This window comes from Mesorhizobium sp. EU05-FHT14A09, from assembly GCF_058790995.1.
In genome coordinates, this window is sequence record NZ_JBYTDF010000007.1 from 167,496 (window position 1) to 188,706 (window position 21,211).

Consider the following 21,211-nt stretch of genomic DNA (forward strand, 5'->3'; position numbering starts at 1 on the left):
CTGGAACGTTTCCGTTTCGAACGGACCGTGGAAACGCTCTGGCTCCTTGGTTTTACGCAAGTCCGGATGGAAAGCCGCTGCGCACTTCCCCTGGAATTTTGCCCAGAAGACAGGACATCAATGGTCTCCAAACGCCTGAGCCGTGAAGCCGGCCACCGCCGCAAGTTCCTGGCGGTCATCGACGACACGCCGGAGTGCGAACGCGCCGTGGCCTATGCCTCGAAGCGGGCGCAAAGCACGGGCGGCGTGCTGGTGCTGCTTTACGTCATCGAGCCCGACGATTTCCAGCATTGGCTGGGCGTGGAAAAGATCATGCGCGAGGAAGCCAACACCACGGCACGTTCGGCGCTGGACGGTTACGCCGGCAAGGTGCGCCAGAAGGTGGGGATCGAACCCGAACTGGTCGTTCGCGAAGGCAAGCGCGCCGACGAGATACACAAGCTGATCGAGGAAGACCAGGATATCGCCATCCTGGTCCTTGCCGCAGGCGCCGGCAAGGAAGGGCCTGGCCCGCTGGTGGCCTCAATCGCCGGCAAGGGCGCGGCGTTCCCGATCCCGGTTACCGTCGTACCGCAAAACCTTTCCGACGACGATATCGAAAGCCTGGCCTGACCGTCCTATATTGGCATTAGGATTCGACAGCCTTGCCGGCTTTTGCTTGAATGCCCGGCGGATTGGGCCTATTTAGAACCATTCCAAACTATCGCCCGCACGATACGGGCCGGAGACAGCTATGTTCATCCAGACCGAGTCGACCCCAAATCCGGCGACGTTGAAGTTCCTGCCGGGCAAGGAAGTGCTGCGCGAAGGCACCGCCGACTTCCGCGACGCCGCCGCCGCGCGCGAAGCCTCTCCCTTGGCTGGCCGCCTGTTCGACATTCCGGGCGTGACCGGCGTGTTCTTCGGCTACGATTTCATCACCGTGACCAAGGACGGTCCGGACTGGCAGCATCTGAAGCCAGCAATCCTCGGCGCCATCATGGAACACTTCATGTCAGGCCAGCCGGTGATGGCCAGCACCGCTCCATCCACCACCGCCGCCGATGAAGGCGAGTTCTACGATAAGGATGACGAGGAGATCGTCGTCACCATCAAGGAACTGCTTGATACACGCGTGCGGCCTGCCGTGGCGCAGGACGGCGGCGACATCACCTTCCGCGGCTACGAGAAGGGCACCGTGTTCCTTCACATGAAGGGCGCCTGCGCCGGCTGCCCGTCCTCGACCGCTACGCTGAAGCACGGCATCCAGAACCTGCTGCGCCACTTCGTGCCCGAAGTGGAGCATGTCGAGCAGGTGTCGTAACCGCCCCCTTTCAATACAAAACCCCGGGACATCGTCCCAGGGTTTTTGCTTCTGGAATTGCTCCAACAAAAAACCGGGCATCATGCCCGGTTTTCTGTTTGGGACGTCCGTGTTGCCTAGACGGTCCGCGTACGAAACTCTTGCCCCATGCGTCCCTTCGAACGCACAGCGCCTTGACTACATCACGATCACCTTGGCGCCGACTTCAGCGCGATTGTAGAGATCGATGATATCCTGGTTCATCAGCCGGATGCAGCCCGACGACATCGCCTTGCCGATCGACCACCATTCCGGCGTGCCGTGCAGACGGTAGCCTGTGTCACCCTTGTTGAAGAGATAGAGTGCGCGCGCGCCGAGCGGATTCTTCAGTCCCGGATCCATGCCGTTGCGGAACTGTGCCAGTTCCGGCTGGCGCTTGATCATCTGCGACGGAGGGGTCCAGGTCGGCCACTCACGCTTGATGGCGACATGAGCCGTACCGTTCCACTCGAATCCCTCGCGGCCGACGCCGATGCCGTAACGCACCGCCTCGCCTTCCGGCAGAACGAAGTATAGGAACTTGTTGGCCGTATCGACAACGATCGTGCCCGGTTTCTCATTGGTGTCGTAGGCGACGATCTGACGATGGAACCGTTGCGGGACCTTTTCGATCGGGATGCGCGGCAGTTGATAACCCGCGTCGCTGATGCCGCCATAGTCGTTGGAGAAAAGCCGCATCTGGCCGACAGTGCTGCAGCCGGCAAGCGAGGCGGCAAGCGCCGCAACGACAATGGCAGATTTCAAGCGCATGAACCGTTTCTACGCTCCGTCCCGTTGATCCGCGGCGATTCGGTAAAAATCGTTAACGTATTCATGCTGGCATTTCTTTTGCTTGCCAAGCAGCCGATGCTTATATGGAGGGGTGTGTCTGCCGGTAAGGCACCGGCTATGGCATTTTGGCAACATCTGCCAAGGGATTATCGAACAAAAACAAAGAAAGCGGCCCGAAAAACACCTTCATGCGGGCTGCCAGAGGACGCGATCATGAATATCGGCGACGCCGCACGCCGCTCCGGACTGCCTGCCAAGACCATCCGCTACTATGAAGAGATCGGGCTGATCTCGCCTGAGCGCTCCGACAACAGCTATCGCGACTATTCGGGTGACGACGTACATCGGCTTGCCTTCCTGAAGCGGGCCCGAAATCTTGGTTTCTCCATCGATGATTGCCGCCAGCTTATGGCGCTCTATCAGGATCGCGAACGCGCCAGCCAGGACGTGCGCGCAATTGCATCGGCGCATGTCTCGGCGATCGAGGAAAAGGTGCGCGAGCTGCAGTCGATGCGCGCGACTTTGAACAAGCTGATCCATGCCTGCCATGGCGACAGCCGCCCTGACTGTCCGATCCTGGAAGAGATGGCAGGAGAGATGGAGACGGTGGACTGAAGGGTTCAAACCGTGAACGGAATCGGGCATGATGGGGTATGCCCATTGTCTCACCGATAGCGCAGAATCCCCTGATCGACGGTCGCCAGTCCGAGCGCGCCATGCTGGTGCGGCGCGGTGTGCAGCGGCTGCTCACCCAGATGGGCGCACATGTCTTGCCGGAACTGTCGCTGGCGACCGGACGGCGCGCCGACCTCGTCGCACTGACCCGCCAGGGTGACATCTGGATCATCGAGGTCAAATCCTCGATCGAGGATTTTCGCGTCGACCGCAAATGGCCGGACTACCGGTTGCATTGCGACCGCTTCTTCTTCGCCACGCATCCAGGCGTGCCGGCCGAAATCTTTCCCGAGGAATGCGGCTTCATGCTGTCGGACGGCTATGGCGCCGAAATGCTGCGCGACGCGCCGGAACATCGCATGGCCCCGGCCACCCGCAAGGCGCTGATGCTCAGGATCGCCCGCGCCGGAGCGGCCAGGTTGCTGGCGGCCGAACTGGCCGGCGTTTCCGTGCCGGCGCTGGACGGCGAGAGCGAATAGCGCCTGAAGCATTTTGTAGCCGAGTGGAATCACCTGGCATTACAAAATGCGACGAAAACAAAAGCTTAGAGCGTTTCCGCGTTTCCGTAAAAACGGAAACGCTCAGCCGCTTCTTCCCGAAGCATCATCGAAGTTTCGCCGTTCACTTGCGCAACCTTGACTCTTACCCACTCTCGTAACATATAAAGTTGCATGAAACGAGACAGTCGACTTTCCGGTGTCCTGCACGTCCTGCTCCATATGGCCGAGGAAGGCCGGCCGATGACGTCGGAACAGCTTTCCAAGACACTGAGCACCAACCCCGTGGTGATCCGCCGCATCATGGCTGGCCTGCGAGACATGGGCATCGTGCAGTCCGAACGCGGCCATGGCGGCGGCTGGACGATCTGCCGCGACCTTGCCAGCGTCTCGCTGCGCGACGTCTATACCGCGCTCGGCGAGCCAATGGTCTTTGCCCTCGGCAACCGCCAGGAAATGCCGGATTGCCTGGTGGAGCAAGCGGTCAACGCGGCGCTGGATGACGCCTTCCGCGACGCGGAAGCACTGCTCATCCAGCGGCTCGGCGCGGTGACGCTGGCCGACCTTGCCGCCGATTTCCACGAGCGCTGGAAGCACAACAAGACAAAGAAGGCCAATCCCCATGCAGCCTGATGTGCAGATGTTCGCAAAACCCTTCGACGCGGTCGTGATCGGCGGCTCCTATGCCGGCCTGTCCGCCGCCATGCAGCTCGCGCGCGGGCGCCGCAATGTCGCGGTCATCGATGCCGGCAAGCCACGCAACCGTTTCGCCGCCGCCTCGCACGGCTTCTTCGGCCAGGATGGCGCCGAGCCGGCGCGCATGATCGCTGCTGCCCGCGACAAGCTCACCGCCTATCCCAATGTCTATTTCATCGCGGACGAAGCTGTCGATGCATCTGGACGGGAAGGCGCCTTCACGGTCACGCTCGCGTCGAGATCCAGGCTGGAAGCCGCACGCCTCATCCTGGCGACCGGCGTCACCGACATCCTGCCCGAATTGCCCAGACTGGCCGCGCGCTGGGGCGTCAGCGTGCTGCACTGCCCCTATTGCCATGGCTATGAATTCGATGGCGCGCCGCTCGGCGTTCTGGCAACCACGCCGCACTGCTCGGAAAAAGCCCTGATGATCCCCGAATGGGGGCCGACGACGCTGTTCCTCAATGGCCAGCCGATGCCGGATGCCCATGTGCTGGCGAAACTCGCGCGGCGCGGCGTTACAGTCGAGCAAACAGCGGTCGAGGCCCTGGAAGGCGAAGGACAGACGCTGCAGGCGATCTTGCTGGTCGACGGACGCCGGATCGCCATGACGGCGCTTTACGTGACACCGCGGACGGTGATGGCCAGCCCGCTCGCCGAAAGCCTGGGTTGCGCTTTCGAAGACGGTTTTTTCGGCCCGATCATTGCCACCGACGGCAAGAAGGCGACCAGCGTGCCCGGCGTCTTTGCCGCCGGCGATGCCGCGCGCGGCATGCACAATGCCACATGGGCGTCGGCAGACGGCGTCACCGCCGGTGCCGCCGTGCACCACAGCCTGATCTTCGAAGGTCTCGACGCAGCCTGAGCCGGCATCGGGACGAGATCACACGCCGCTGGCGCCCAGGCGTTCGCGGATGCCGGCCATCGTGCGGGAAAACACCCTCGGATCATCGAAAGCCCGCGCCAGGGTAAGGGCGCCCTGGATGGCGCCGACGCTCTCTTCGGCCAATCGCAGGGCCTCCACCTCTTGCCGGCCTGCGCGCTGCAAGGCACCGGCAAGGTCGGACACCCAGCGCCCAAAGTAGGATCCGATCTCGACAGCGAAACGGTCGCGCGCATCGTCCAGCGCGAAAGCACCGACGAGACAGACGCGACGGCCGGACTGGAAATAGGCGTCTGTTGCCGCAATCATGCGGCCGATGCCTTCCAGCGGTCGCTCCGCTTTGCGCAACGGTGAAAACACCTCGTTTTCGAACCAGCGGTCGATATGCGCCAGCACGGCTGCCGCCATCTCATCCTTGCCGCCTGGAAAGAAGTTGTAGAGGCTGCCCTTGCCGAGCCCTGTCGCCTCGGTGATCAGCGACAGGCTGGCGCCGGCATAGCCGTGCGCACGAAACACTTCGGCGATCGCCGCGATCAGCTCATCCCTGCCAGCAGCAAGCTTGCGCATTCAAAACCCAAGATCGCTGAGGCCAGGATGATCGTCGGGCCGACGGCCAAGCGGCCAGTGGAACTTGCGTTCCGCCTCGGCGATCGGCAGGTCGTTGATCGAAGCGACACGCCGGCGCATCAGCCCTGCCTCGTCGAATTCCCAGTTCTCGTTGCCATAGGAACGGAACCAGTGACCGCTGTCGTCGCGCCATTCATAGGCGAAACGCACTGCGATGCGGTTCTCATTCCAGGTCCAGACTTCCTTGATCAGGCGGTATTCCAGCTCGCGTGCCCATTTGCGCGTCAGGAAAGCGACGATCTCCGGCCGGCCCCTGACGAACTCGGCGCGATTCCGCCAAACGCTGTCCTCGGTATAAGCGAGCGACACCTTTTCGGGATCGCGGCTGTTCCAGGCGTCCTCGGCCTTGCGCGCCTTCTCGGCGGCGGTCTCGGCATTGAAGGGCGGCAGCGGCGGACGACTCATCATGATCTCCTTCGGTTCTTGCCAGACAGGCACGTTATCTTATTTGTACTGATCGGTACAAATAGTCAAGAGGAAACGTCGGCTCTCAAGTGGGACCACCCGGAGCTGCCCGCCTGCCAAACCACAACGGGTCGAGCCATATCGATGTTTCGATGCTCGGCAACTGATCTAACCCTTTGGCAAGCTATCGGATGTAACGTTCTGCCAGGCACTGATGTGAGCTTGCATCAAATGACAGACGACGATGACGGAACGGAACCGAAGGACGGAAACATCTACGTCATTTTCATTCAGGCACTGAGCTTCGTGTTTTTGACGGGAATCGGCTTGGTGGTTTTGTGGGGCGCCCTCTATTTTGTCATGATGGGCTACACCATCATGACCAGCACGATTGCACCCTAAAAGCCCAAGGTTTGCTTCACTTCGGCTGCCTTGGCGACAACGATCGCCGTCCACCCCAGGCGACACAAGGCTGAGCAACGGCAGCCGTTCGACAGCGGCACCGCCGCTGCCATAGAACGCGCGCCGGATCGCTTCCTCAAGCGGCCGAAATGCAGCTTCGTCAGGGTTCAGGGCTTGATCACCGCCGCGCCGATGACCTTGCGGCCTTCCAGATCGCGATGCGCGCTCACGATATCGTCGAGCGCATAGAGGCGACCGGGACCGACATCGAGAATGCCGCTGGCGATCGCTTCGAAGAGTTCATCGGCGCTGCGTTCGCGTTCGACGCGGCGGGCGGTGTAAACCGGCCGGATCGGCCAGGTCACGTAGAGCCCTTTCGGCGCCAGCAGGAACGGATCGATCGCGGGCGGATTGCCGGAAGCCTTGCCGAAGGCGACGAGTGTACCGCGCGGGCGCAAGCTCTCCAGCGATTTCAGGAACGTGTCCTGGCCGACGGAATCGAACACGGCGGCAACACCTTCGCCTCCGGTGATGGCCTTGACCCGCTCGACGAAGTCCTGCGCGTGATAGTCGATCGTTTCGATGCAGCCGGCGGCGCGGGCAGCGGCCGCTTTTTCGGCATTGGACACCGTACCGATGACGCGGATGCCGAGCGCCCGCGCCCATTGCGCGAACAGCAGGCCGACGCCCCCGGCTGCGCCATGGTAGAGCACGTTGTCGCCCGGACGCAGAGGAACGACGTCCTTCAACAGCATGCGCGCGGTGACGCCGCGCAGGAAGGAGGCGGCTGCCTGCTCGTCGCTGACGGCTGCCGGAATGCGCACGAGCTGGTCGGAAGGATAGACGCGCACCGTCGCATAGGCGCCGAGCGGACTGTCGGCGTAGACGACACGATCCCCCACCGCCACCTCTTCGACACCGGGCCCAATTGCCTCGACGATACCGGCGCCCTCATTGCCCAGCACGGCCGGCAGGGCCGGCATCCGGAAGGTACCACGGCGGAAATAGACCTCGACGAAATTCAGCCCGATCGCCGTGTGGCGTATCAGCGCCTCGCCTGGGCCCGGCGAAGGCACCTCGATTGGCTCAATCTGCAAAACTTCCGGCGGTCCATACTGGTAAATGCGTGCGGCTCGTTCCATCTCTTGCCTGCGGCTTTGGTTTCGATCGCAGACTTCTGGACGACGTCGCCGCCGGAATTCGACCGGCAAGATGACGTCCGGCCGGCAGATTGCCGGGGAAAGGACAATGGGATGGATCTCGCGACACCTGATCTCGACGACATCGACCGGCAGTTGGTTACGCTTCTCAAACGCGACAGCCGCCAGCCGGTGCTGAGTCTGGCGCGCGCGGTGGGGCTGTCCCGTAGCGCCGTGCAGGATCGCCTGGCACGGCTGAAACGTCAGGGTGTGATCAAGCGCTTCACCATCGATACGACCGGTCCGGTGGAGCCGGGTGGCGCCCGTGCTTTCTTTTTCGTGCGCACCGACGGGCGCCCTTGCGGGCGGCTGATCCCGATGGTCGCCGGCTTTCCGGAGGTCGAAAGCTGCGATCATGTCTCCGGGCCGATGGATATGGTGCTGACGGTCCGGGCCCGCGATCTCGCAGCGCTGAGCGCACTGCGCGAACGCATGGTCGCCATTCCGGGCATCGCCACCGTCACCGTCGCACCCGTGCTGAAGAACCATCTCGACAGCCGCGCAGTGCTGGCCGAAGCGTCCTGAGCCCTCCGACTTCACCGCATCATGGACAGGCCATGCAGCTCAAGCATCTGAAGACATTCGTTGCCGTCGCTTCCGACCTCAACCTGACGCGGGCCGCCGATCGCATCCACCTTGCCCAGTCGAGCGTGAGCGAACAGATCCAGGCGCTGGAGGCCGATCTTGACGCCGCGCTTTTCGACCGCACGGGACGCAAGCTGAAACTGACAGAAGCGGGCCAGCGCCTGCTCGATCATGCACACGATCTGCTGGCGCGCGCCGACGAAGCACGTGCAGCGGTGGCAGCGGCCGCAAATACAGTGGCCGGCACGCTGGCGATCGGCGGGCTGGAAACGCTATGCGCAAGCTATCTGCCGCCGCTGCTGGCGCATTTCGGCGCCGACCACCCGGCGGTGCGCCTGCAACTGAAGAGCGCCGGCAGCGGTGACCTGCGCGGCGGCGTGAAGAGCGGCGCCCTCGATGTTTCCTTCGCGTTCGGCGAACCAGCCGACACGTCGGATCTCAGATATGAGGTGGTCGCCGAAGAAGAGCTCGTCATCGCCGTGCCAGCCGGCCACCGGCTCGCCGGGCAAGCCGCAGCGACCGTCGACGATCTGCACGACGAGCCCTTTCTGGTGACCGAGCGGGGATGTGTCTACCGCCAGATGTTCGAAACCGCCTTCGCACAGGATGGAGCTCGGCCGCGCATCGCCGTCGAACTCGGCTCGATCGCTGCGATCCAGAAACTCGTTGCGGAAGGGGCCGGACTGGCGCTCATCCCGCGCGTTGCCGTTGCGGCCGGTGACGAGCGGATCATGGCCTTGCCATGGACCGGCACCAGCTCGCCGGTCCCTGTTTCCATGATCTGGCATGGCCGGCGCGGTAAACGCCCGGCGGTTCGTCTTTTCCTGGAGGCTGCGCGCCGGCAGTTCAAACCAGCCGATGCCCGCCCTCGGCGTGCAACACCGTCCCGGTGACGAAGCCGTTTCGCATCAGGAAGCGGATCGCGTCGGCAATGTCTTGCGGCTGACCGATGCGGCCGACCGGCAAGCGAGCGGCCATGGCATCCAATGTCGCCGCCTTGGCATCTCCGGCCACATGCTGCCAGATCGGCGTGTCGACCCAGCCCGGCGAGACGGCGTTGACGCGGATCGGCCCGAGCTCGACGGCAAGTGCGCGCACCAGCGAGGCAAGCGCACCATTCATCGCCGACGTCACCGAACCGCGCGGCGCCGGCCGATAGGCATTGATGCCCGATGTGAATGTGATCGACCCTTTCTCCGTCAGCGCACGCACGCCATGCTTGGCCAGCAGCAGCGGTCCGAAGAATTTCGAATCGACCACGCGGCGCGCTTCCGCCATGTCGAGTTCCGGCAACAGCCTGTAGGAGGCGCCGATATCGGCGGCGGTCGAAACGATGTGATCCAGTCGTCCGCTATCGGCAAAAAGCCGGCTGACCTGTTCTTCGCTGGCGACGTCGGCGACCGCGGCACGCAGCGAGGATAGACCGCCCAGGCTGGCGCTGGCCGCATCCAGTTTCGCTTGCGAGCGCCCGACGATCGTCACCTCGGCGCCCTCGGCCAGAAGCTGTCTTGCAAGCGCCAGTCCCATGCCGGAACTTCCGCCGACGATCAGAACGCGCTCGGCGCTGTTGTCAGTTGATGTGTTCATGAAATCTCCGTTGCGGCCACCAATCGATGGGCGGCCCTGGCACGGAGTTGTCTCCCTGCGGACTCGGAAAGGGAAACGGGAAGATACGATTGTCTCAATCGGAAACTCCGATGATGACATCTCCTCAGGCGAAGACCGGCAGGTCCAGCGCGTCGAGCTCGGCGATCTCGGCGGGCTGCAGGTCGAGATCGGCAGCCGCGGCATTCTCTTCGAGATAGCGCTGGCGCTTGGTGCCCGGGATCGGGATGACATGCTCGCCCTTGGCCAGCAGCCAGGCCAACGCCACCTGCGAGGGCTTGGCCTGGTGCCGTTCGGCGATGCGTTGAACGGCCGTGACGATCGCCTGTTGCCTGGCCAGCCCGTCATCGCTGAACTGCGGCAGGCCGCGCCGCCAATCATCCCTGGGCAGATCCTCATGTCGGGAGATGCCGCCGGTAAGCACACCGCGCCCGAGAGGCGAAAACGGCAGGAAGGCGATACTGTGCTCATTCGCATAAGGCAGCACTTCGGCAAGCGCACTGCGGTCGAACAGCGAGAACTCCGACTGAACCGCGGCGACCGGATGCACGGTTTCGGCGCGGCGTAGCTCCTCCAGGCTGACGGCGGAGAGACCCAATGCACCGATCTTGCCGGCGCGAACCGCTTCGGCCAACGCACCCCAGCTCTCCTCGAGCGGCACCTGCGGATCGATGCGATGCAGGAAATAGAGATCGACATGATCGACACCGAGTCGCGCGAGGCTATCGTCCACGGCGCCGGCCAGATAGTCGGGCCGGCCGTTGTTGCTGAAGCCGTTGTTGTCGAACAGCAGCCCGCCCTTGGTGGACAATACGACCTCGTCGCGGCGGCCTTTCAGCGCCCTGCCGACCAGTTCCTCATTCGTCCAGGGACCGTAGACGTCGGCGGTGTCGATCAAGGTTACGCCGAGGTCGACCGCGCGGCGGATGACATCGACTGAGGCTTCGTCATTTCGCCCATGCGGATCGTAGCCGAAGGTCATGCCCATCGCGCCCAGTCCGATGCGGCCAACTCTTGGTCCGTTCTTACCCAAAGTGGTGCTTTGCATATCCGCTCTCCAATGTCTCGATGCGCCCGGTCTGGCGGTCGAGCTGGACATATGGCGGCCAAGATCATAAATCCAATCGATCTCGTGGATTTGCGGAATAGGTGTGATGAATATACGCGGTATCGACTTCAACCTGCTGAAGGCGCTGGATGCCTTGCTGGCCGAACCCAGCGTGTCGGGAGCCGCGCGCCGTCAGGGTCTCAGCCAGCCGGCGATGAGCGCTGCTCTGGCACGCCTGCGCGAACTGCTCAACGACCCTATCCTGGTGCGACGCGGCAACCGCATGGTGGCGACGCCACGCGCCGAACAGCTGCGCCCGCGCGTGCGCGCACTGCTCGACCAGATCGCACAGACCTTCGAAAGCGACGCCCGCTTCGATGCCGCCGCTTCGACACGGCGGTTCAGGATCCTGGCGAATGAATATGCGGCACTGGTGCTGATGGTGCCTCTGATGCAGCGCATCCGCGACGTGTCAAACGGCATCGTGCTGCAGGTGTTGCCATTCGATGGCGATTTCGAGGAGCGGCTGGCCAGTCACGACTGTGACCTCGTCATCTCCGAGCTTGGCACGCTGGCAACGGCTCGTCGGCGTGAGGTTCTCTATCAGGATCGCTATGTCTCGCTCTGCCGCAACGATCATCCGCGGCTCAATGGATCGGTCACGCTGAACCAGTTCGTCGCCGAGGATCATGTCATCGTCTCGCGGTTCGGCCGCGTCAGCGCCGTTGCCGACAAGGCGTTGGCGGAAATCGATCGCACGCGCCGTGTCGCCATGACCGTGCCGCACTTCCTGGTCGCGGCCAATGTCGCCGCCTCCACGGATCTCATCGCCACGCTGCCGGCCAAGCTGGCACGCTGCTGCATGGGCACCTACGGGTTGAGGCATTTCGAGACGCCTGTAGCGCTGGACGGCTTCGAGATCGGCATGGCCTGGCATGCGCGCAGCGACGCCGATGGCGCCACCAGCTGGCTGAAACAGCAGTTGCGCGAGATTTCCGGCTCGCTGGCGGCGGCATGCACGGCGATCCAGGCCGGGCAAGGCGACAGCGTTCACCCGGCGCTGCGGGCCACCATGGCCAGGATGGTCTGATAGATCTCGTCAGTGGCGTCCCGCGCACTGATTTCACCGGAAGAAGCGGCGGCAGACAGGCCTGCGGCCGCTCCCAGCATGCCGCACAGGCGCGCCGTGGAAATCCCGCCTGCGAAAGGCGCAAGCATCGCCCGGCACTTCTCCAGGAACACGGCCTCGTGCTCCCGCTTCATCGTTGCCAGCTCCGGCGTACCGACAAGCGCCGCAACCACGCCGGGGATTTCGCGGCCCTGCTCGAGCACGCAATCGACATAGGACGAAGCAATCACCGAGGCGCGGCCATGAAGTGTGGGCTCGCTAGCGGCCAGCGCAGCATCGATCACCCGGTTCTGGCGTTCATCGAACTCCTGGTAGAGGGCCGCCAGCAGCGCGGAGCGTGTGGCAAAATGATCGTAGACGACGGGCTTGGTGACCGCCGCCTGTTCAGCCAGCCGCCCCAACGTCAACGCCTCGGTGCCTTCCTCGCGGGCAATACGCCAGGCGACGTCGAGAAGCTGGCGATGGCGGTCCTCGCGCTGCAGGCGCTGACGGCGCGGACGCACAGGTGGAATCGTCTGGGGGTCGCTTGACATCACTATATACCAAAAGTAACTTACTAAAAGTATATAGTTCTGACCCATCCCCTGCAACACCTTCAGGAGCCTTGTCATGCACGCGCTCGTCGTCGTCGCACATCCCGATTCCAGTTCGATCGTCCACGCCATCGCCAAAAGCGTTGGCGAGGGGGTGTCGGCTTTGGGTCCCGGCAACAGTTTCGAAATCGCCGATCTGGCCGCGGAAGGTTTCGATCCGCGCTTCCGCAACAGTGACAATGCCGTGCACCAGCATCAGGCAACCCCGGATGCCGACGTCGTTGCAGAGCAGCGGCGTATCGACAGCGCCGACGCTCTCGTTCTGGTCTACCCCGTCTACTGGTGGTCGATGCCCGGGCTTCTCAAGGGCTGGATCGACCGCGTCTTCTCCAATGGCTGGGCTTACGACGAACCGGCGGGCGGCAGGCTGACCAAGAAGCTGCAGCGGTTGAACGTGCATCTGGTGGCGATCGGCGGCGGCAGCCAGCGCACCTATGCCAGGCATGGTTATTTCGGCGCCATGAAGACGCAGATCGACCACGGCATTTTCGACTATTGCGGCGCCAAGGTGGTCACCTCCGAGCTGCTGCTTTTCCCGGAAGCGAGTGACCATGCGCAGCTTCCCGCCGAGGCGCGCGCCATAGGTGCTCGGCTGTTCCGGCAGCAACAGCGCGCGGCGGCGTGACGGGCAGCCCGCGCCAGACCGTCGCCCATTCCCGCTTCAAGTTCCTGCACGGAGCGTTTGCGTCGACAAGGACCAAAGTCACCGTCTGCTGAACCTGACGGGGGCGGTGATGGTCTTGTTGACGCCTGACGGCGGAGCCGGGACCGGCGAGGCACGGCGTACGAGCGACAGCACCTCATTGTCGAGGTCGGGGAACCCGGACGAGTGGGCCAGGGTGACGGAAAGCACATTGCCACCGTCATCGATGCGGAACCGCACATGGACGGTGCCCTCTTCACCACGCGACCTTGCACTGGAGGGGTAGCGCTTGCGGCGCTCCAGATGCGCCATCAACCGCGATTGCCACTGGGCTGGTGAGACGGACGAAACGCCGGCTGCGCTCTGACGGCCGGCATTTCGATCCGTCTGCGTAACCTGGGCCTGGGCCTGCATGGCGGATTTCGAGGCTGCCTGTTGCTGCTGTCGCACCGGCTTCTTTTTCGGCTCCTCCAGCTTCTTTGCGGAGACAGCTTTCTTGCGGGGTTCCGCTTTTGCTTTCGGCTTCTTTTCCTGTGAAAGCGACCTTGCCGTTGGCAAAGGAACCTCTGTGTCGGGCAGAGCCGCAAGCTCCTGCTCGACGGGCGTCACGACTTCTTCTTCCACCGTCTGGGCTGCTTCCGGATCCGGTTCGATGGCGTTCTTCGCCGGTTCCAATTCAACCGGCTCTGCAGCTTCCGCGGCAGCCATCTCTTCCGGCGTCAGCACTTCCTCGCTCGGCAGAGCCAACTCCGCGGTCTCCAGATCGGGCGCAACCTCGTTCGCCTCGGTGAAGACGGCTTCCGGTAACGGCGCCATCTCGATCATGATGGCTGCCGGCGGCGTATCGTCGGCCAGGATGACGGGCTGCTCGCGGAGAAGCCATACCGCCCCGCTGACATGCGCCGTCAGCATGAGCAGACCCGCGAAAGCCCACAATGACGCTTCGGCGGCACGCGTACCGCGGCTGATGGAGCCGCTGTGTCCGTTCATGGCGCAGCCGCCTCACCGGTCTGCGCCGGCGCGACGGCGCAGACCGCAGGCACAGTCGAAACCCCGACCGCCGCGATCTTCAGATTGCCAGCCAGCGGGTTCATCGTTTCGATGCCATCACGGTGCCGAACGCGAGGGGCGTGACGATTTCATTCAGGGTCATTGCGGGTTGTGAAATCGGATCGTCCTGTTTCCTGTCGTCCGGAGGCTGAGCGCCACAGGCGGATGAGTTCAGAACCGGTAATTCAGGCCGATCTTGAAGGTGTGAATATCGAGGGCATTCGATGCTTCCCGCCCGTTGACGATGCTGGATGAGCCTTTGTGCTCGACGTCTTCCCTTTTCGGCCGCTGCCCCGGCTCACAGGCCCATCCCCAATCCGGCAGGGCACAGAGTGGATCGCTGGGCGGGAAGATCGGCGGTATCGGCTCCCACCCAACCACCTCGGTGGTCGTGTAGTTCTTGCCGGTGCCTGAGCGAGCATCCTTGAACTTGAAGCTCTTGTTGCCAAAGCGGCTGTAGGAATAGTCGGCCTTGATCGACCATTTGTCGCTCAGGGCGTATTCGACGCCGCCGCCGATGGTAAAGCCGGCGCGGGTGGCGGCCGCCTTCTCAACGGAGAATACCGTGGTGTTGTCCCCGAGCAGCCTGCCCTCTTCGGCCAGGTTGGAGATGTATTGATCACGCCACTGGGTTTCGTGCGCGAGGGCAAGACCGCCGGTGGCATAGGCCATCAAACGGTTGCTGACGGCATAGCCGATCCTGGGGCGCAGGCTGGCTATCCAGTCGATGTCGTAGCTCGTATTGGCATCGACATGGCCGTTCTTCGCCAGGATGGGATCCGTGGACAGCACCTTGTGCGAACCGGAGAGGTTGTAAGTCTTGCTCCAGTCTCCTTCAAAGCCAAGCACGAAGCCGTTGCCAAGCTGCCAGTTGTAGCCGGCCTGCACGCCCACGAGGGCGCCGCCCAGCTTGAGGTCGGCGGATTCGCGGGCGGCAATCGCGCTGTCAGAACCGTCGAGGGTCTTCGTCGAGCCCCATGTGCTTCCGAACGCTCCGCCTGCATGCACGCCCGCATAGAGCCCCGTCCAGTCGATGGCAGCGGTCCCGCCATTGCCTGCAGTGCGCCCTCCGACGAGGTCATTGAGCGGATTTGTGAACTGCGGGAAGGTCTGGGCGCCACCGAGCGATCCGGAAAGGCTCGCATAGAAGGTGCGGCCCGGCCCCGGCTGCGTGACGAGGCCAAGCGGATCGACATAGAAGCGATCGAACAGGTTCTCGACCCGCACGGAAGCGGTCAGGTCTTCGGTGATCTTGTATTCAGCGAACACGTCGACCAGCGTGTAGGGCCTCCAGTCCACCATGGAAATGAACTCGGACGCCCCCTTCGCCGTCACGTCGCCATGACCGATGGCGCGCGGCCCGACATAGGAAACGCGGCCGCCGACCGTCATCCTCTCCTCGAGCATTTTCTGCGTCAGTGTGAGGTCGACGGTGTATTCAGGCTGCACATGGTTGGTGGCGTAGTCGCCATAAAGCGACTTGTTTTCGCAGGTGCCCGCCGTACGGCAATATTCGACATCGAGGAAATAGTTCGCCGAAAGATCGGCCGTGAAGCCGCCGATCTCATAGCGACCGGAAAGCTCGATGCCGGAGAACCTGGCGCGATCGATGTTCTCGATGTTGAGGACCATTGGTCCCGAAGTGCGAACCGATCGCGCGATGTAGTCCTTCACGTCCCAGTTGAAATAGCCGAGCTTCAGCATGCCCCGGTCATCGCCGGAAAGCAGGCCATCACGCGTCAGGTTCGTGCCGATTTCCCAGTTGCTGGAGCGCTCCGGCTTCACATTTCCATTGGCGACCACGCTGTTGAAGGCAGACACGGATTCGATGACGCTCGGCGCGCGCATCGTGTTGGAGTAGTTGACGTAGACCTGTGAGCCGCTGAACGGCTCCAGCGTGACGCCAAGCGATGGGCTGAAGCCGCCATCGTCGGTCCGGAAGCCCAAAACCCTGTTCTTTATGCCGTCGCGCTCATAGGGATCGTAGCGATCCTTCGACCAGAAATGCGAATAGCGAAGCCCGGCATTGAGGGTTGCCCAGTCGACCGGCTTCCATGCAGCCTTGGCATAGATGGCCGCCTCGTGGCGAATGGCGTCGCGAGCGGAATTCCAGGCCTCCAGCGCCGCCGTATGGCGACTGCCACGCGTATCCTCACCGCGATAGGACAAGCCGTAGGTAAGGTCGAGATCGCCATGGGCGCCCGAAAATTTCGACAGGTTGCTAAGGTCGCCACCCCACATATCGCTGTCGGAGCCAACCCGGAAATCGGAAGGCAAACCGATCTTTTCGGGCGTCACGTCTCGTCCGCCCCGAATGGGATTGCGCAGTTCCAGATGCGTCCAGTAGAGATTGCCCTTGAGGTCGAAGAGATCGTTGTCGTCGGGATTCCAGCGATAGCGCGCGGTGACGGTGTCGAGACTGGTGCCCGCGGTCTGGGCCTGCTGTACCGACTGCCCCTGTTTGCCGACCAATCGCGAAGCCAGCCGGTCGCCTGCTTCGCTCCGATAGCCCGTGTATCCTAGCTGCAGGGTTTGATCTTCCGACAATCTTGCCGTGAGCTTGGCCAGCCAGGATTCCGTCTCGAGCTGAGTGTTGAGCACCTCTTCGCCGCCGCGATAGTTCACGATCCCGTCGTTTTCGTAATAGTTATCCCAGTAGCTGGTGCCCTTGGGATTACAGACGCCCGCCGGGCAATATTGTTGCCGACCCTTGTTGACCGGATCGACCGCGGGGCCATTTTTGCCGGCATGGTAGTTGCCCTGCTTGCGGTGCGCATAGCCGGCGAGGAAGTCGAAATCCTCACCCTTGTAGGCACCGATCACGCTGCCTGCGCCGCGCGTGGGCGAAAACAGCGAAGGACGATCCATTCCGGTTTCCGAAGCAACAGGCGTCTTGTTTGGATCCCACGGCGCATAGGGCCACAGATAGCCGGCCTTGTCGCCCGTATGCGGCTTCGACGTGTTGGTGCCGATTTCACCCTTGGCCCGGATACCCCATGCTTCACCAGGCTTGACGATGTCGTCCGCGGTCACCGTGCGCATGGCGACCGAACCGGCATTGCCCCATGATGCGGTGTCCGCGCCCTTGGTGATGTCGACTCCGGCGATGAAATCGGGATCGACGAAGGTGCGGTTGGAAACACCTTGATAGCCCTGATAGACCGTCGCCGCGTTCTCCGCCCCGTCTATCGTCGTTGTCACGCGGCCCATGCCCTGCATGCCGCGAATGTTGACGTCGACGGAGCCCGCGCCGTTGCGGGCCTCGCCCGACATGACGCCTGCCGTACCACGGAAGATGTCGGCCGGGCTCGATCCCCGGAAGCGCTCGATGTTCTGCGCCGAAATATGATTGGTCGGAGCGGCCGTCTCGTAGGGGCTGTAGACCGAAGTCTGACCGCCCGTGCCGTTGATCGTGATCGTGTCGAGCAACAGCGAACCATCCGCTACGACGGGTGCATCATGCGCTGCCGCGACGCGATCCTGCAGGACAATCGAGCGAGGCCCCGTCACGCGATAGTTTATGCTGGTTCCCGCAAGCAGCTGCGCTACGGCCTGTTCCGGCGTCATGCTGCCGTTGATGGGCGTCTTGCTGGTTCCTGAGAGGTCGAACGCATAGGCGATGCGCCAACCGGACACCTTGCCAATGTCCGCGAGGGCGGAACTCAGCGATTTCGCCGGTATGTTGAACTGGTAGGTTTGCTGGCCGGATGCCGGCTGCTGCGCATACGCTGCTGCTGCCAGCCAGAGTGGCACCGTTGACAAGGCGGCCGCGCCGCAAAGTCGGGAGGCGATGAAACTCCTCCCACGATTGTTGTGGTTCAACCCCGGCATCCCGATTCCCCGAACAAGCGAGGATATCTGCCATCCCCTACTCTTATAACGATTGGCCGGAGGGGAACCTCATCGAAGGTCGCATATAATCTTGAGAAAAATACACATCTTTAGAAAACGACGGTCACGAGGGGCAAACTGCGGACAACCGTCGCGTCCAGGGCTGCCGCGATCGTATCGAGCGAACCATCTATGTCATCGAGGGGAAAGGTGCCGGAAATCCGCCTGCCGGAAAGCTCGCCGCCCACCAGAAGCCGTTTCGAGGTGTGCCGGCCCAGCGCGGCGATGACATCCGCGATCGGAGCTTGCCGAACGACCAGCCGTCCCGACATCCACGCCAGGGACGCCTCGAGATCGGCGCCTTCGACGTTGCCGCCGGTGCCTGCGCTGACGACGATCTGCTGCCCAGGCTTAAGGTGGCTGGCCGCGCTGTCATTTGCACCCTTCACCGCAACCTCGCCGCTCTGGACCACGACCATTGTCCGATCCGCCTTGCGCTCCACGTTGAAGCTCGTCCCGACAACGCGGACCTGGTCACCGTCCACATCGATGGTGAAAGCCGGCGAGCTGCCCGGTTTGACCTGGAAGAATGCTTCGCCACGCAGCAGACGGACATGTCGCCGTGTCGTGTCGAACTCGAAGGCAAGCGCGGTGTCCGCGCCGACCTTTGCCGACGAGCCGTCCGGAAGCGCCACCGGCGTCACATAGGCATGCCCCGACACCGCATCGGCCTGCAGATTTTCGAGCAAGTTGGGATTGGCCAGCCATATGACGAAACAGGCGACCGAACCTGCACAAGCCGCGGTCAGCCATCGCCTTGGCGACATGAACTGCCGGGCTATCACACCGCGCGGTGGCGACAGCGCCGCCACGCGTTCGGCAGGCTCTTCAAGGCGAGCCCACAGAACCCTCATCTCGTCCCAGGCCAGCCTGTTGGCCGGATCGGCATTCAGCCAGCCATCGAGCTCACATTGCTCATCGTCCGAGAGAGGACCGCCGGTTCGCTTCGCCAGCCATAGCGCTGCCGTGTCTCTCTGCTCCTCGGTCGGTTTAAGGCTTGGCGGCATCCATCCCCCTGGCTCATCATCTGCATCTATCCCTCTGGCACCACAATGGTCGCAGACAAACCGAGGCCTTTATCTGACAACGTCTGAGGAACTGACTCCCTCATCGGTGATCGAATTTCAATCGGATCAGCCGCGCAAGCTTTTCTGGCAATGACGGAGAGCACGGGCGACATGCTTTTCGACGGCACTGACGGAAATGCCGTATCGCTGGGCTATCTCGGCGTTCGCGATGCCGTGCACCCGCCGCAACAGGAAAATCTCCCGTGTCGTGCGCCCCAGCTCCATGAGTTTCTGGTCGAGAAGCACGAGAGCCTGCCTGCCTTCAACGATCGAATCCGGCATCGGAACGGCTGGAGACATCTGTTCCGGCATGACCGTTTCAAGGATTTCCTGCCGGCGCCTCTGCATCCGCACATAGTCGATCGTGGCGTTTCGAGCCGATGCGTAGAGGATCTTGACGTTCTCTTCGGCCGTTCTTTCCTGATCGACGGTCAAAACTCGCGAAAATACATCCTGCACGATATCCGACGCCGCTTCACGATCGCCGGTGGATCGCGTCACCAGGGACTCCAGCCTCTGCCGGTGTTCCTTGAAAAGATGTGCCAGATATTGGCTCCAGCCGGTCATCTACCCGTCTTTCTCAATGCCCCCGCATACCCCCATGGCAGGTCGCGATGTCACGGCCCGCCGTCTTGAGCAGGATGCGGCCTCGATCCGATTTTCTCCATCGAGGAGATTCAAGGGATAAAGATGAGTTTTTTAATCATGTTTATAGGCGAACGGCAATCCGGTATGTGCGCATCACGCGGCTGGGCTGATATATACCCAGCTGCTTTTACTTCATTTGCCGTCAGATTTGTCGGGAGCAGCCGGCGTGACTATGGGCGCAACAGCGAGGTCTATGACCGTGATCGGGTCCTGCTTCTCGTTGTCGGTAGGATCGATCTCATACTTCACCAGCGTGAACTCGCCGTCGCGGAACACATATTCGCCACGCGTGAACTGGTCGCCCATGCCTCGCCCAAGGGGCATGGAGGTCAACGTCCGTGTTTCCGGATCGAACTCGGCATTGGAGAGCGTTCCTTTGGTTTGATATCCGGTGATTTTAATCGACCTTACCCGCTGCGGGACATAGGACCCTTCATCTTCAACCGGCTGAGATTCTTCAAAGTCCACGTCGTATTCGGGCTCGGTGAACTGAAGCTGGCGGAACCAGCTCTCCTCAGCAAGGTAGAAAATCTCGTCGGTGTTGTAGGGGCTGACCGTCCCGCAGTTGAAATGATAGAGCGTCGCGTGCTGATCCGGATCCTCGGGCTTTGCGGAGGATATACGATAGGTCAGCTCGAACGTTTCCGGACCAGGATCGTCCTCGGCATTCGGCTCGAGACTCCTACAGTCTGCATAGGTGGTGGTGAAAGCCTTTATGACGCGGGCTCGCATGATCGCCGCGGGTTCGGCCGTTGCGCCGCAACTTTGCGGGCGCTCGAAGTCCTTTTCGGATTTCAGATCAAGCTGCTCGATCCGCATCGGCGCAAAGCTGCCATCGCCGGGTTTGGCGAGGCGTACGGTGACGCAACCGGTGAAGTTTTTTTCGTCAGGGTCCTTCTCCCTCCAAGGTTCCTTGTATTTGTCGGCATTCTTGCTTTTCACGATGATTGATGCCGGGACCCGATACTCACTCCCCTCGGAATCTTCCTTGCTGGTGATATCTCCGACCATCAGCTCGACCCGACTGGCTTCCTCGAAAGGCTTGGCCATGTCCGCCACATCCTTTGCCGGCTTCTTGTCGCCGAAATAACTCCAGGCGCGGGCGAATTCGCGTCGATCGATGGCGTTGTAGAATGAGCGGACCAGCTCGGCCGCGTCCGAACGGTTGTCGATATAGGGCTTGGGCTCGGCGATGGCTGGGGGCACGGCGATCAGGCCGAAAACGATCAGCAGGCAGGCGGTCTTCATCGAAAATCTCCTGGCGGAACGAGCCGCCAAGGAATTCTTCGATTGCGGCACAGTCTGGGCATTTGACCGCTTGCCGGATCATTGGTGACAGCCCCTGCCAACTGAACCGCGATGCCAGCGCTTGTCTTCTTGGATTGTTATGTTACAACATAACAATCTGCAAACACCCGCTTCGCCCGACGGCGCGAAACTCCCCCAAACTGGAAA

The 21,211-nt window shown here is 62.3% G+C and carries 23 protein-coding genes; 11 read left to right on the forward strand and 12 right to left on the reverse strand.

Annotated elements, in window-relative coordinates; all coding sequences use genetic code 11:
- Positions 1-120: 120 nt before the first annotated feature.
- A complete protein-coding gene (locus tag AC3WTO_RS22550; RefSeq protein WP_492463153.1) occupies positions 121-612 on the forward strand; it encodes a universal stress protein in 492 nt (163 codons plus the stop codon).
- A gap of 121 nt (positions 613-733) precedes the next feature.
- Positions 734-1,303 carry a NifU family protein gene (locus tag AC3WTO_RS22555; protein ID WP_492463154.1) on the forward strand — a complete coding sequence of 190 codons (570 nt, stop codon included), beginning with the start codon at positions 734-736 and terminating at the stop codon, positions 1,301-1,303.
- A 177-nt stretch (positions 1,304-1,480) separates the two neighbouring features.
- Here AC3WTO_RS22555 and AC3WTO_RS22560 read toward each other — a convergent pair whose 3' ends face one another.
- Positions 1,481-2,092 (reverse strand): L,D-transpeptidase, encoded by a 612-nt coding sequence (locus tag AC3WTO_RS22560; RefSeq protein ID WP_492463155.1) that lies wholly within the window; start codon positions 2,090-2,092, stop codon positions 1,481-1,483.
- Between the two features lie 234 nt (positions 2,093-2,326).
- Here AC3WTO_RS22560 and cueR point away from each other — a divergent pair, with 234 nt between their 5' ends.
- The 4 genes from cueR to AC3WTO_RS22580 all read left to right on the forward strand — a co-directional run bounded on the left by cueR (position 2,327) and on the right by AC3WTO_RS22580 (position 4,846).
- Positions 2,327-2,728 (forward strand): Cu(I)-responsive transcriptional regulator, encoded by a 402-nt coding sequence (cueR, locus tag AC3WTO_RS22565; RefSeq protein WP_492463156.1) that lies wholly within the window; start codon positions 2,327-2,329, stop codon positions 2,726-2,728.
- A gap of 38 nt (positions 2,729-2,766) precedes the next feature.
- Entirely contained in the window at positions 2,767-3,267 is a 501-nt protein-coding gene (locus AC3WTO_RS22570) for an MmcB family DNA repair protein (protein WP_492463157.1), read from the forward strand.
- 192 nt (positions 3,268-3,459) lie between these two features.
- The gene (locus tag AC3WTO_RS22575) at positions 3,460-3,918 is read left to right on the forward strand and encodes an Rrf2 family transcriptional regulator (RefSeq protein WP_492463158.1); all 459 of its coding nucleotides are present in this window, start codon (positions 3,460-3,462) and stop codon (positions 3,916-3,918) included.
- A complete protein-coding gene (locus AC3WTO_RS22580; RefSeq protein ID WP_492463159.1) occupies positions 3,908-4,846 on the forward strand; it encodes an NAD(P)/FAD-dependent oxidoreductase in 939 nt (312 codons plus the stop codon). The genes AC3WTO_RS22575 and AC3WTO_RS22580 overlap by 11 nt, the downstream gene beginning before the upstream one ends.
- A gap of 18 nt (positions 4,847-4,864) precedes the next feature.
- Here the strand turns inward: AC3WTO_RS22580 and AC3WTO_RS22585 are convergent, their stop codons facing one another.
- A complete protein-coding gene (locus AC3WTO_RS22585; protein ID WP_492463160.1) occupies positions 4,865-5,431 on the reverse strand; it encodes a TetR/AcrR family transcriptional regulator in 567 nt (188 codons plus the stop codon).
- The gene (locus AC3WTO_RS22590) at positions 5,432-5,896 is read right to left on the reverse strand and encodes a nuclear transport factor 2 family protein (RefSeq protein ID WP_492463161.1); all 465 of its coding nucleotides are present in this window, start codon (positions 5,894-5,896) and stop codon (positions 5,432-5,434) included.
- 231 nt (positions 5,897-6,127) lie between these two features.
- Here AC3WTO_RS22590 and AC3WTO_RS22595 point away from each other — a divergent pair, with 231 nt between their 5' ends.
- A complete protein-coding gene (locus tag AC3WTO_RS22595; RefSeq protein WP_492463162.1) occupies positions 6,128-6,298 on the forward strand; it encodes a hypothetical protein in 171 nt (56 codons plus the stop codon).
- Between the two features lie 167 nt (positions 6,299-6,465).
- Here the strand turns inward: AC3WTO_RS22595 and AC3WTO_RS22600 are convergent, their stop codons facing one another.
- Positions 6,466-7,395 carry a quinone oxidoreductase family protein gene (locus AC3WTO_RS22600; protein ID WP_492558437.1) on the reverse strand — a complete coding sequence of 310 codons (930 nt, stop codon included), beginning with the start codon at positions 7,393-7,395 and terminating at the stop codon, positions 6,466-6,468.
- A 156-nt stretch (positions 7,396-7,551) separates the two neighbouring features.
- Here AC3WTO_RS22600 and AC3WTO_RS22605 point away from each other — a divergent pair, with 156 nt between their 5' ends.
- Complete coding sequence (locus AC3WTO_RS22605) at positions 7,552-8,022, forward strand: Lrp/AsnC family transcriptional regulator (protein ID WP_492463164.1); 471 nt, start codon at positions 7,552-7,554, stop codon at positions 8,020-8,022.
- A gap of 32 nt (positions 8,023-8,054) precedes the next feature.
- Entirely contained in the window at positions 8,055-8,975 is a 921-nt protein-coding gene (locus AC3WTO_RS22610) for a LysR family transcriptional regulator (protein WP_492463165.1), read from the forward strand.
- Here AC3WTO_RS22610 and AC3WTO_RS22615 read toward each other — a convergent pair.
- Both AC3WTO_RS22615 and AC3WTO_RS22620 read right to left on the reverse strand, forming a co-directional pair.
- Positions 8,929-9,669 carry an SDR family oxidoreductase gene (locus tag AC3WTO_RS22615; RefSeq protein WP_492463166.1) on the reverse strand — a complete coding sequence of 247 codons (741 nt, stop codon included), beginning with the start codon at positions 9,667-9,669 and terminating at the stop codon, positions 8,929-8,931. The two genes, AC3WTO_RS22610 and AC3WTO_RS22615, sit on opposite strands and share 47 nt — an antisense overlap.
- Before the next feature lie 124 nt (positions 9,670-9,793).
- Positions 9,794-10,735, reverse strand: a complete 942-nt coding sequence (locus AC3WTO_RS22620) for an aldo/keto reductase (protein WP_492463167.1) — start codon at positions 10,733-10,735, stop codon at positions 9,794-9,796.
- Positions 10,736-10,841: 106 nt separating this feature from the next.
- On the opposite strand from AC3WTO_RS22620, the gene AC3WTO_RS22625 reads away from it, so the two are divergent.
- Positions 10,842-11,825, forward strand: a complete 984-nt coding sequence (locus AC3WTO_RS22625; protein WP_492463168.1) for a LysR family transcriptional regulator — start codon at positions 10,842-10,844, stop codon at positions 11,823-11,825.
- Here the strand turns inward: AC3WTO_RS22625 and AC3WTO_RS22630 are convergent.
- Positions 11,786-12,397, reverse strand: coding sequence for a TetR/AcrR family transcriptional regulator (locus AC3WTO_RS22630; protein WP_492463169.1), 612 nt, complete (start codon positions 12,395-12,397; stop codon positions 11,786-11,788). The genes AC3WTO_RS22625 and AC3WTO_RS22630 overlap by 40 nt on opposite strands.
- 76 nt (positions 12,398-12,473) lie before the next feature.
- On the opposite strand from AC3WTO_RS22630, the gene AC3WTO_RS22635 reads away from it, so the two are divergent.
- Entirely contained in the window at positions 12,474-13,082 is a 609-nt protein-coding gene (locus AC3WTO_RS22635) for an NAD(P)H-dependent oxidoreductase (protein ID WP_492463170.1), read from the forward strand.
- Positions 13,083-13,160: 78 nt separating this feature from the next.
- On the opposite strand, the gene tolA is transcribed toward AC3WTO_RS22635, so the two are convergent.
- The 5 genes from tolA to AC3WTO_RS22660 form a co-directional block, all read right to left on the reverse strand.
- Positions 13,161-14,090: a cell envelope integrity protein TolA gene (tolA, locus tag AC3WTO_RS22640; RefSeq protein ID WP_492463171.1), complete on the reverse strand. Its 930-nt coding sequence runs from the start codon at positions 14,088-14,090 to the stop codon at positions 13,161-13,163.
- Positions 14,091-14,321: 231 nt separating this feature from the next.
- The gene (locus tag AC3WTO_RS22645; protein WP_492463244.1) at positions 14,322-17,903 is read right to left on the reverse strand and encodes a TonB-dependent receptor domain-containing protein; all 3,582 of its coding nucleotides are present in this window, start codon (positions 17,901-17,903) and stop codon (positions 14,322-14,324) included.
- Between the two features lie 188 nt (positions 17,904-18,091).
- A complete protein-coding gene (locus tag AC3WTO_RS22650) occupies positions 18,092-19,048 on the reverse strand; it encodes a FecR family protein (protein ID WP_492463172.1) in 957 nt (318 codons plus the stop codon).
- A 126-nt stretch (positions 19,049-19,174) separates the two neighbouring features.
- On the reverse strand, positions 19,175-19,675 hold the full coding sequence (locus AC3WTO_RS22655; protein WP_492463173.1) for an RNA polymerase sigma factor: 501 nt from the start codon (positions 19,673-19,675) through the stop codon (positions 19,175-19,177).
- 213 nt (positions 19,676-19,888) lie between these two features.
- A complete protein-coding gene (locus AC3WTO_RS22660) occupies positions 19,889-21,004 on the reverse strand; it encodes a DUF1176 domain-containing protein (protein WP_492463174.1) in 1,116 nt (371 codons plus the stop codon).
- Between the last annotated feature and the right edge of the window lie 207 nt (positions 21,005-21,211).

What these genes read in the sequence shown, in the direction of transcription:
- AC3WTO_RS22635 (WP_492463170.1), top strand. Translation starts at nt 12,474, where the DNA reads ATGCACGCGCTCGTCGTCGTCGCACATCCCGATTCCAGTTCGATCGTC.
- cueR (WP_492463156.1), top strand. Translation starts at nt 2,327, where the DNA reads ATGAATATCGGCGACGCCGCACGCCGCTCCGGACTGCCTGCCAAGACC.
- AC3WTO_RS22555 (WP_492463154.1), top strand. Translation starts at nt 734, where the DNA reads ATGTTCATCCAGACCGAGTCGACCCCAAATCCGGCGACGTTGAAGTTC.
- AC3WTO_RS22580 (WP_492463159.1), top strand. Translation starts at nt 3,908, where the DNA reads ATGCAGCCTGATGTGCAGATGTTCGCAAAACCCTTCGACGCGGTCGTG.
- AC3WTO_RS22550 (WP_492463153.1), top strand. Translation starts at nt 121, where the DNA reads ATGGTCTCCAAACGCCTGAGCCGTGAAGCCGGCCACCGCCGCAAGTTC.
- AC3WTO_RS22655 (WP_492463173.1), bottom strand. Translation starts at nt 19,675, where the DNA reads ATGACCGGCTGGAGCCAATATCTGGCACATCTTTTCAAGGAACACCGG.
- AC3WTO_RS22605 (WP_492463164.1), top strand. Translation starts at nt 7,552, where the DNA reads ATGGATCTCGCGACACCTGATCTCGACGACATCGACCGGCAGTTGGTT.
- AC3WTO_RS22590 (WP_492463161.1), bottom strand. Translation starts at nt 5,896, where the DNA reads ATGAGTCGTCCGCCGCTGCCGCCCTTCAATGCCGAGACCGCCGCCGAG.
- AC3WTO_RS22625 (WP_492463168.1), top strand. Translation starts at nt 10,842, where the DNA reads ATGAATATACGCGGTATCGACTTCAACCTGCTGAAGGCGCTGGATGCC.
- AC3WTO_RS22660 (WP_492463174.1), bottom strand. Translation starts at nt 21,004, where the DNA reads ATGAAGACCGCCTGCCTGCTGATCGTTTTCGGCCTGATCGCCGTGCCC.
- AC3WTO_RS22650 (WP_492463172.1), bottom strand. Translation starts at nt 19,048, where the DNA reads ATGCCGCCAAGCCTTAAACCGACCGAGGAGCAGAGAGACACGGCAGCG.
- AC3WTO_RS22620 (WP_492463167.1), bottom strand. Translation starts at nt 10,735, where the DNA reads ATGCAAAGCACCACTTTGGGTAAGAACGGACCAAGAGTTGGCCGCATC.
- AC3WTO_RS22585 (WP_492463160.1), bottom strand. Translation starts at nt 5,431, where the DNA reads ATGCGCAAGCTTGCTGCTGGCAGGGATGAGCTGATCGCGGCGATCGCC.
- AC3WTO_RS22560 (WP_492463155.1), bottom strand. Translation starts at nt 2,092, where the DNA reads ATGCGCTTGAAATCTGCCATTGTCGTTGCGGCGCTTGCCGCCTCGCTT.
- AC3WTO_RS22570 (WP_492463157.1), top strand. Translation starts at nt 2,767, where the DNA reads ATGCCCATTGTCTCACCGATAGCGCAGAATCCCCTGATCGACGGTCGC.
- AC3WTO_RS22615 (WP_492463166.1), bottom strand. Translation starts at nt 9,669, where the DNA reads ATGAACACATCAACTGACAACAGCGCCGAGCGCGTTCTGATCGTCGGC.
- AC3WTO_RS22610 (WP_492463165.1), top strand. Translation starts at nt 8,055, where the DNA reads ATGCAGCTCAAGCATCTGAAGACATTCGTTGCCGTCGCTTCCGACCTC.
- AC3WTO_RS22630 (WP_492463169.1), bottom strand. Translation starts at nt 12,397, where the DNA reads ATGTCAAGCGACCCCCAGACGATTCCACCTGTGCGTCCGCGCCGTCAG.
- tolA (WP_492463171.1), bottom strand. Translation starts at nt 14,090, where the DNA reads ATGAACGGACACAGCGGCTCCATCAGCCGCGGTACGCGTGCCGCCGAA.
- AC3WTO_RS22575 (WP_492463158.1), top strand. Translation starts at nt 3,460, where the DNA reads ATGAAACGAGACAGTCGACTTTCCGGTGTCCTGCACGTCCTGCTCCAT.
- AC3WTO_RS22595 (WP_492463162.1), top strand. Translation starts at nt 6,128, where the DNA reads ATGACAGACGACGATGACGGAACGGAACCGAAGGACGGAAACATCTAC.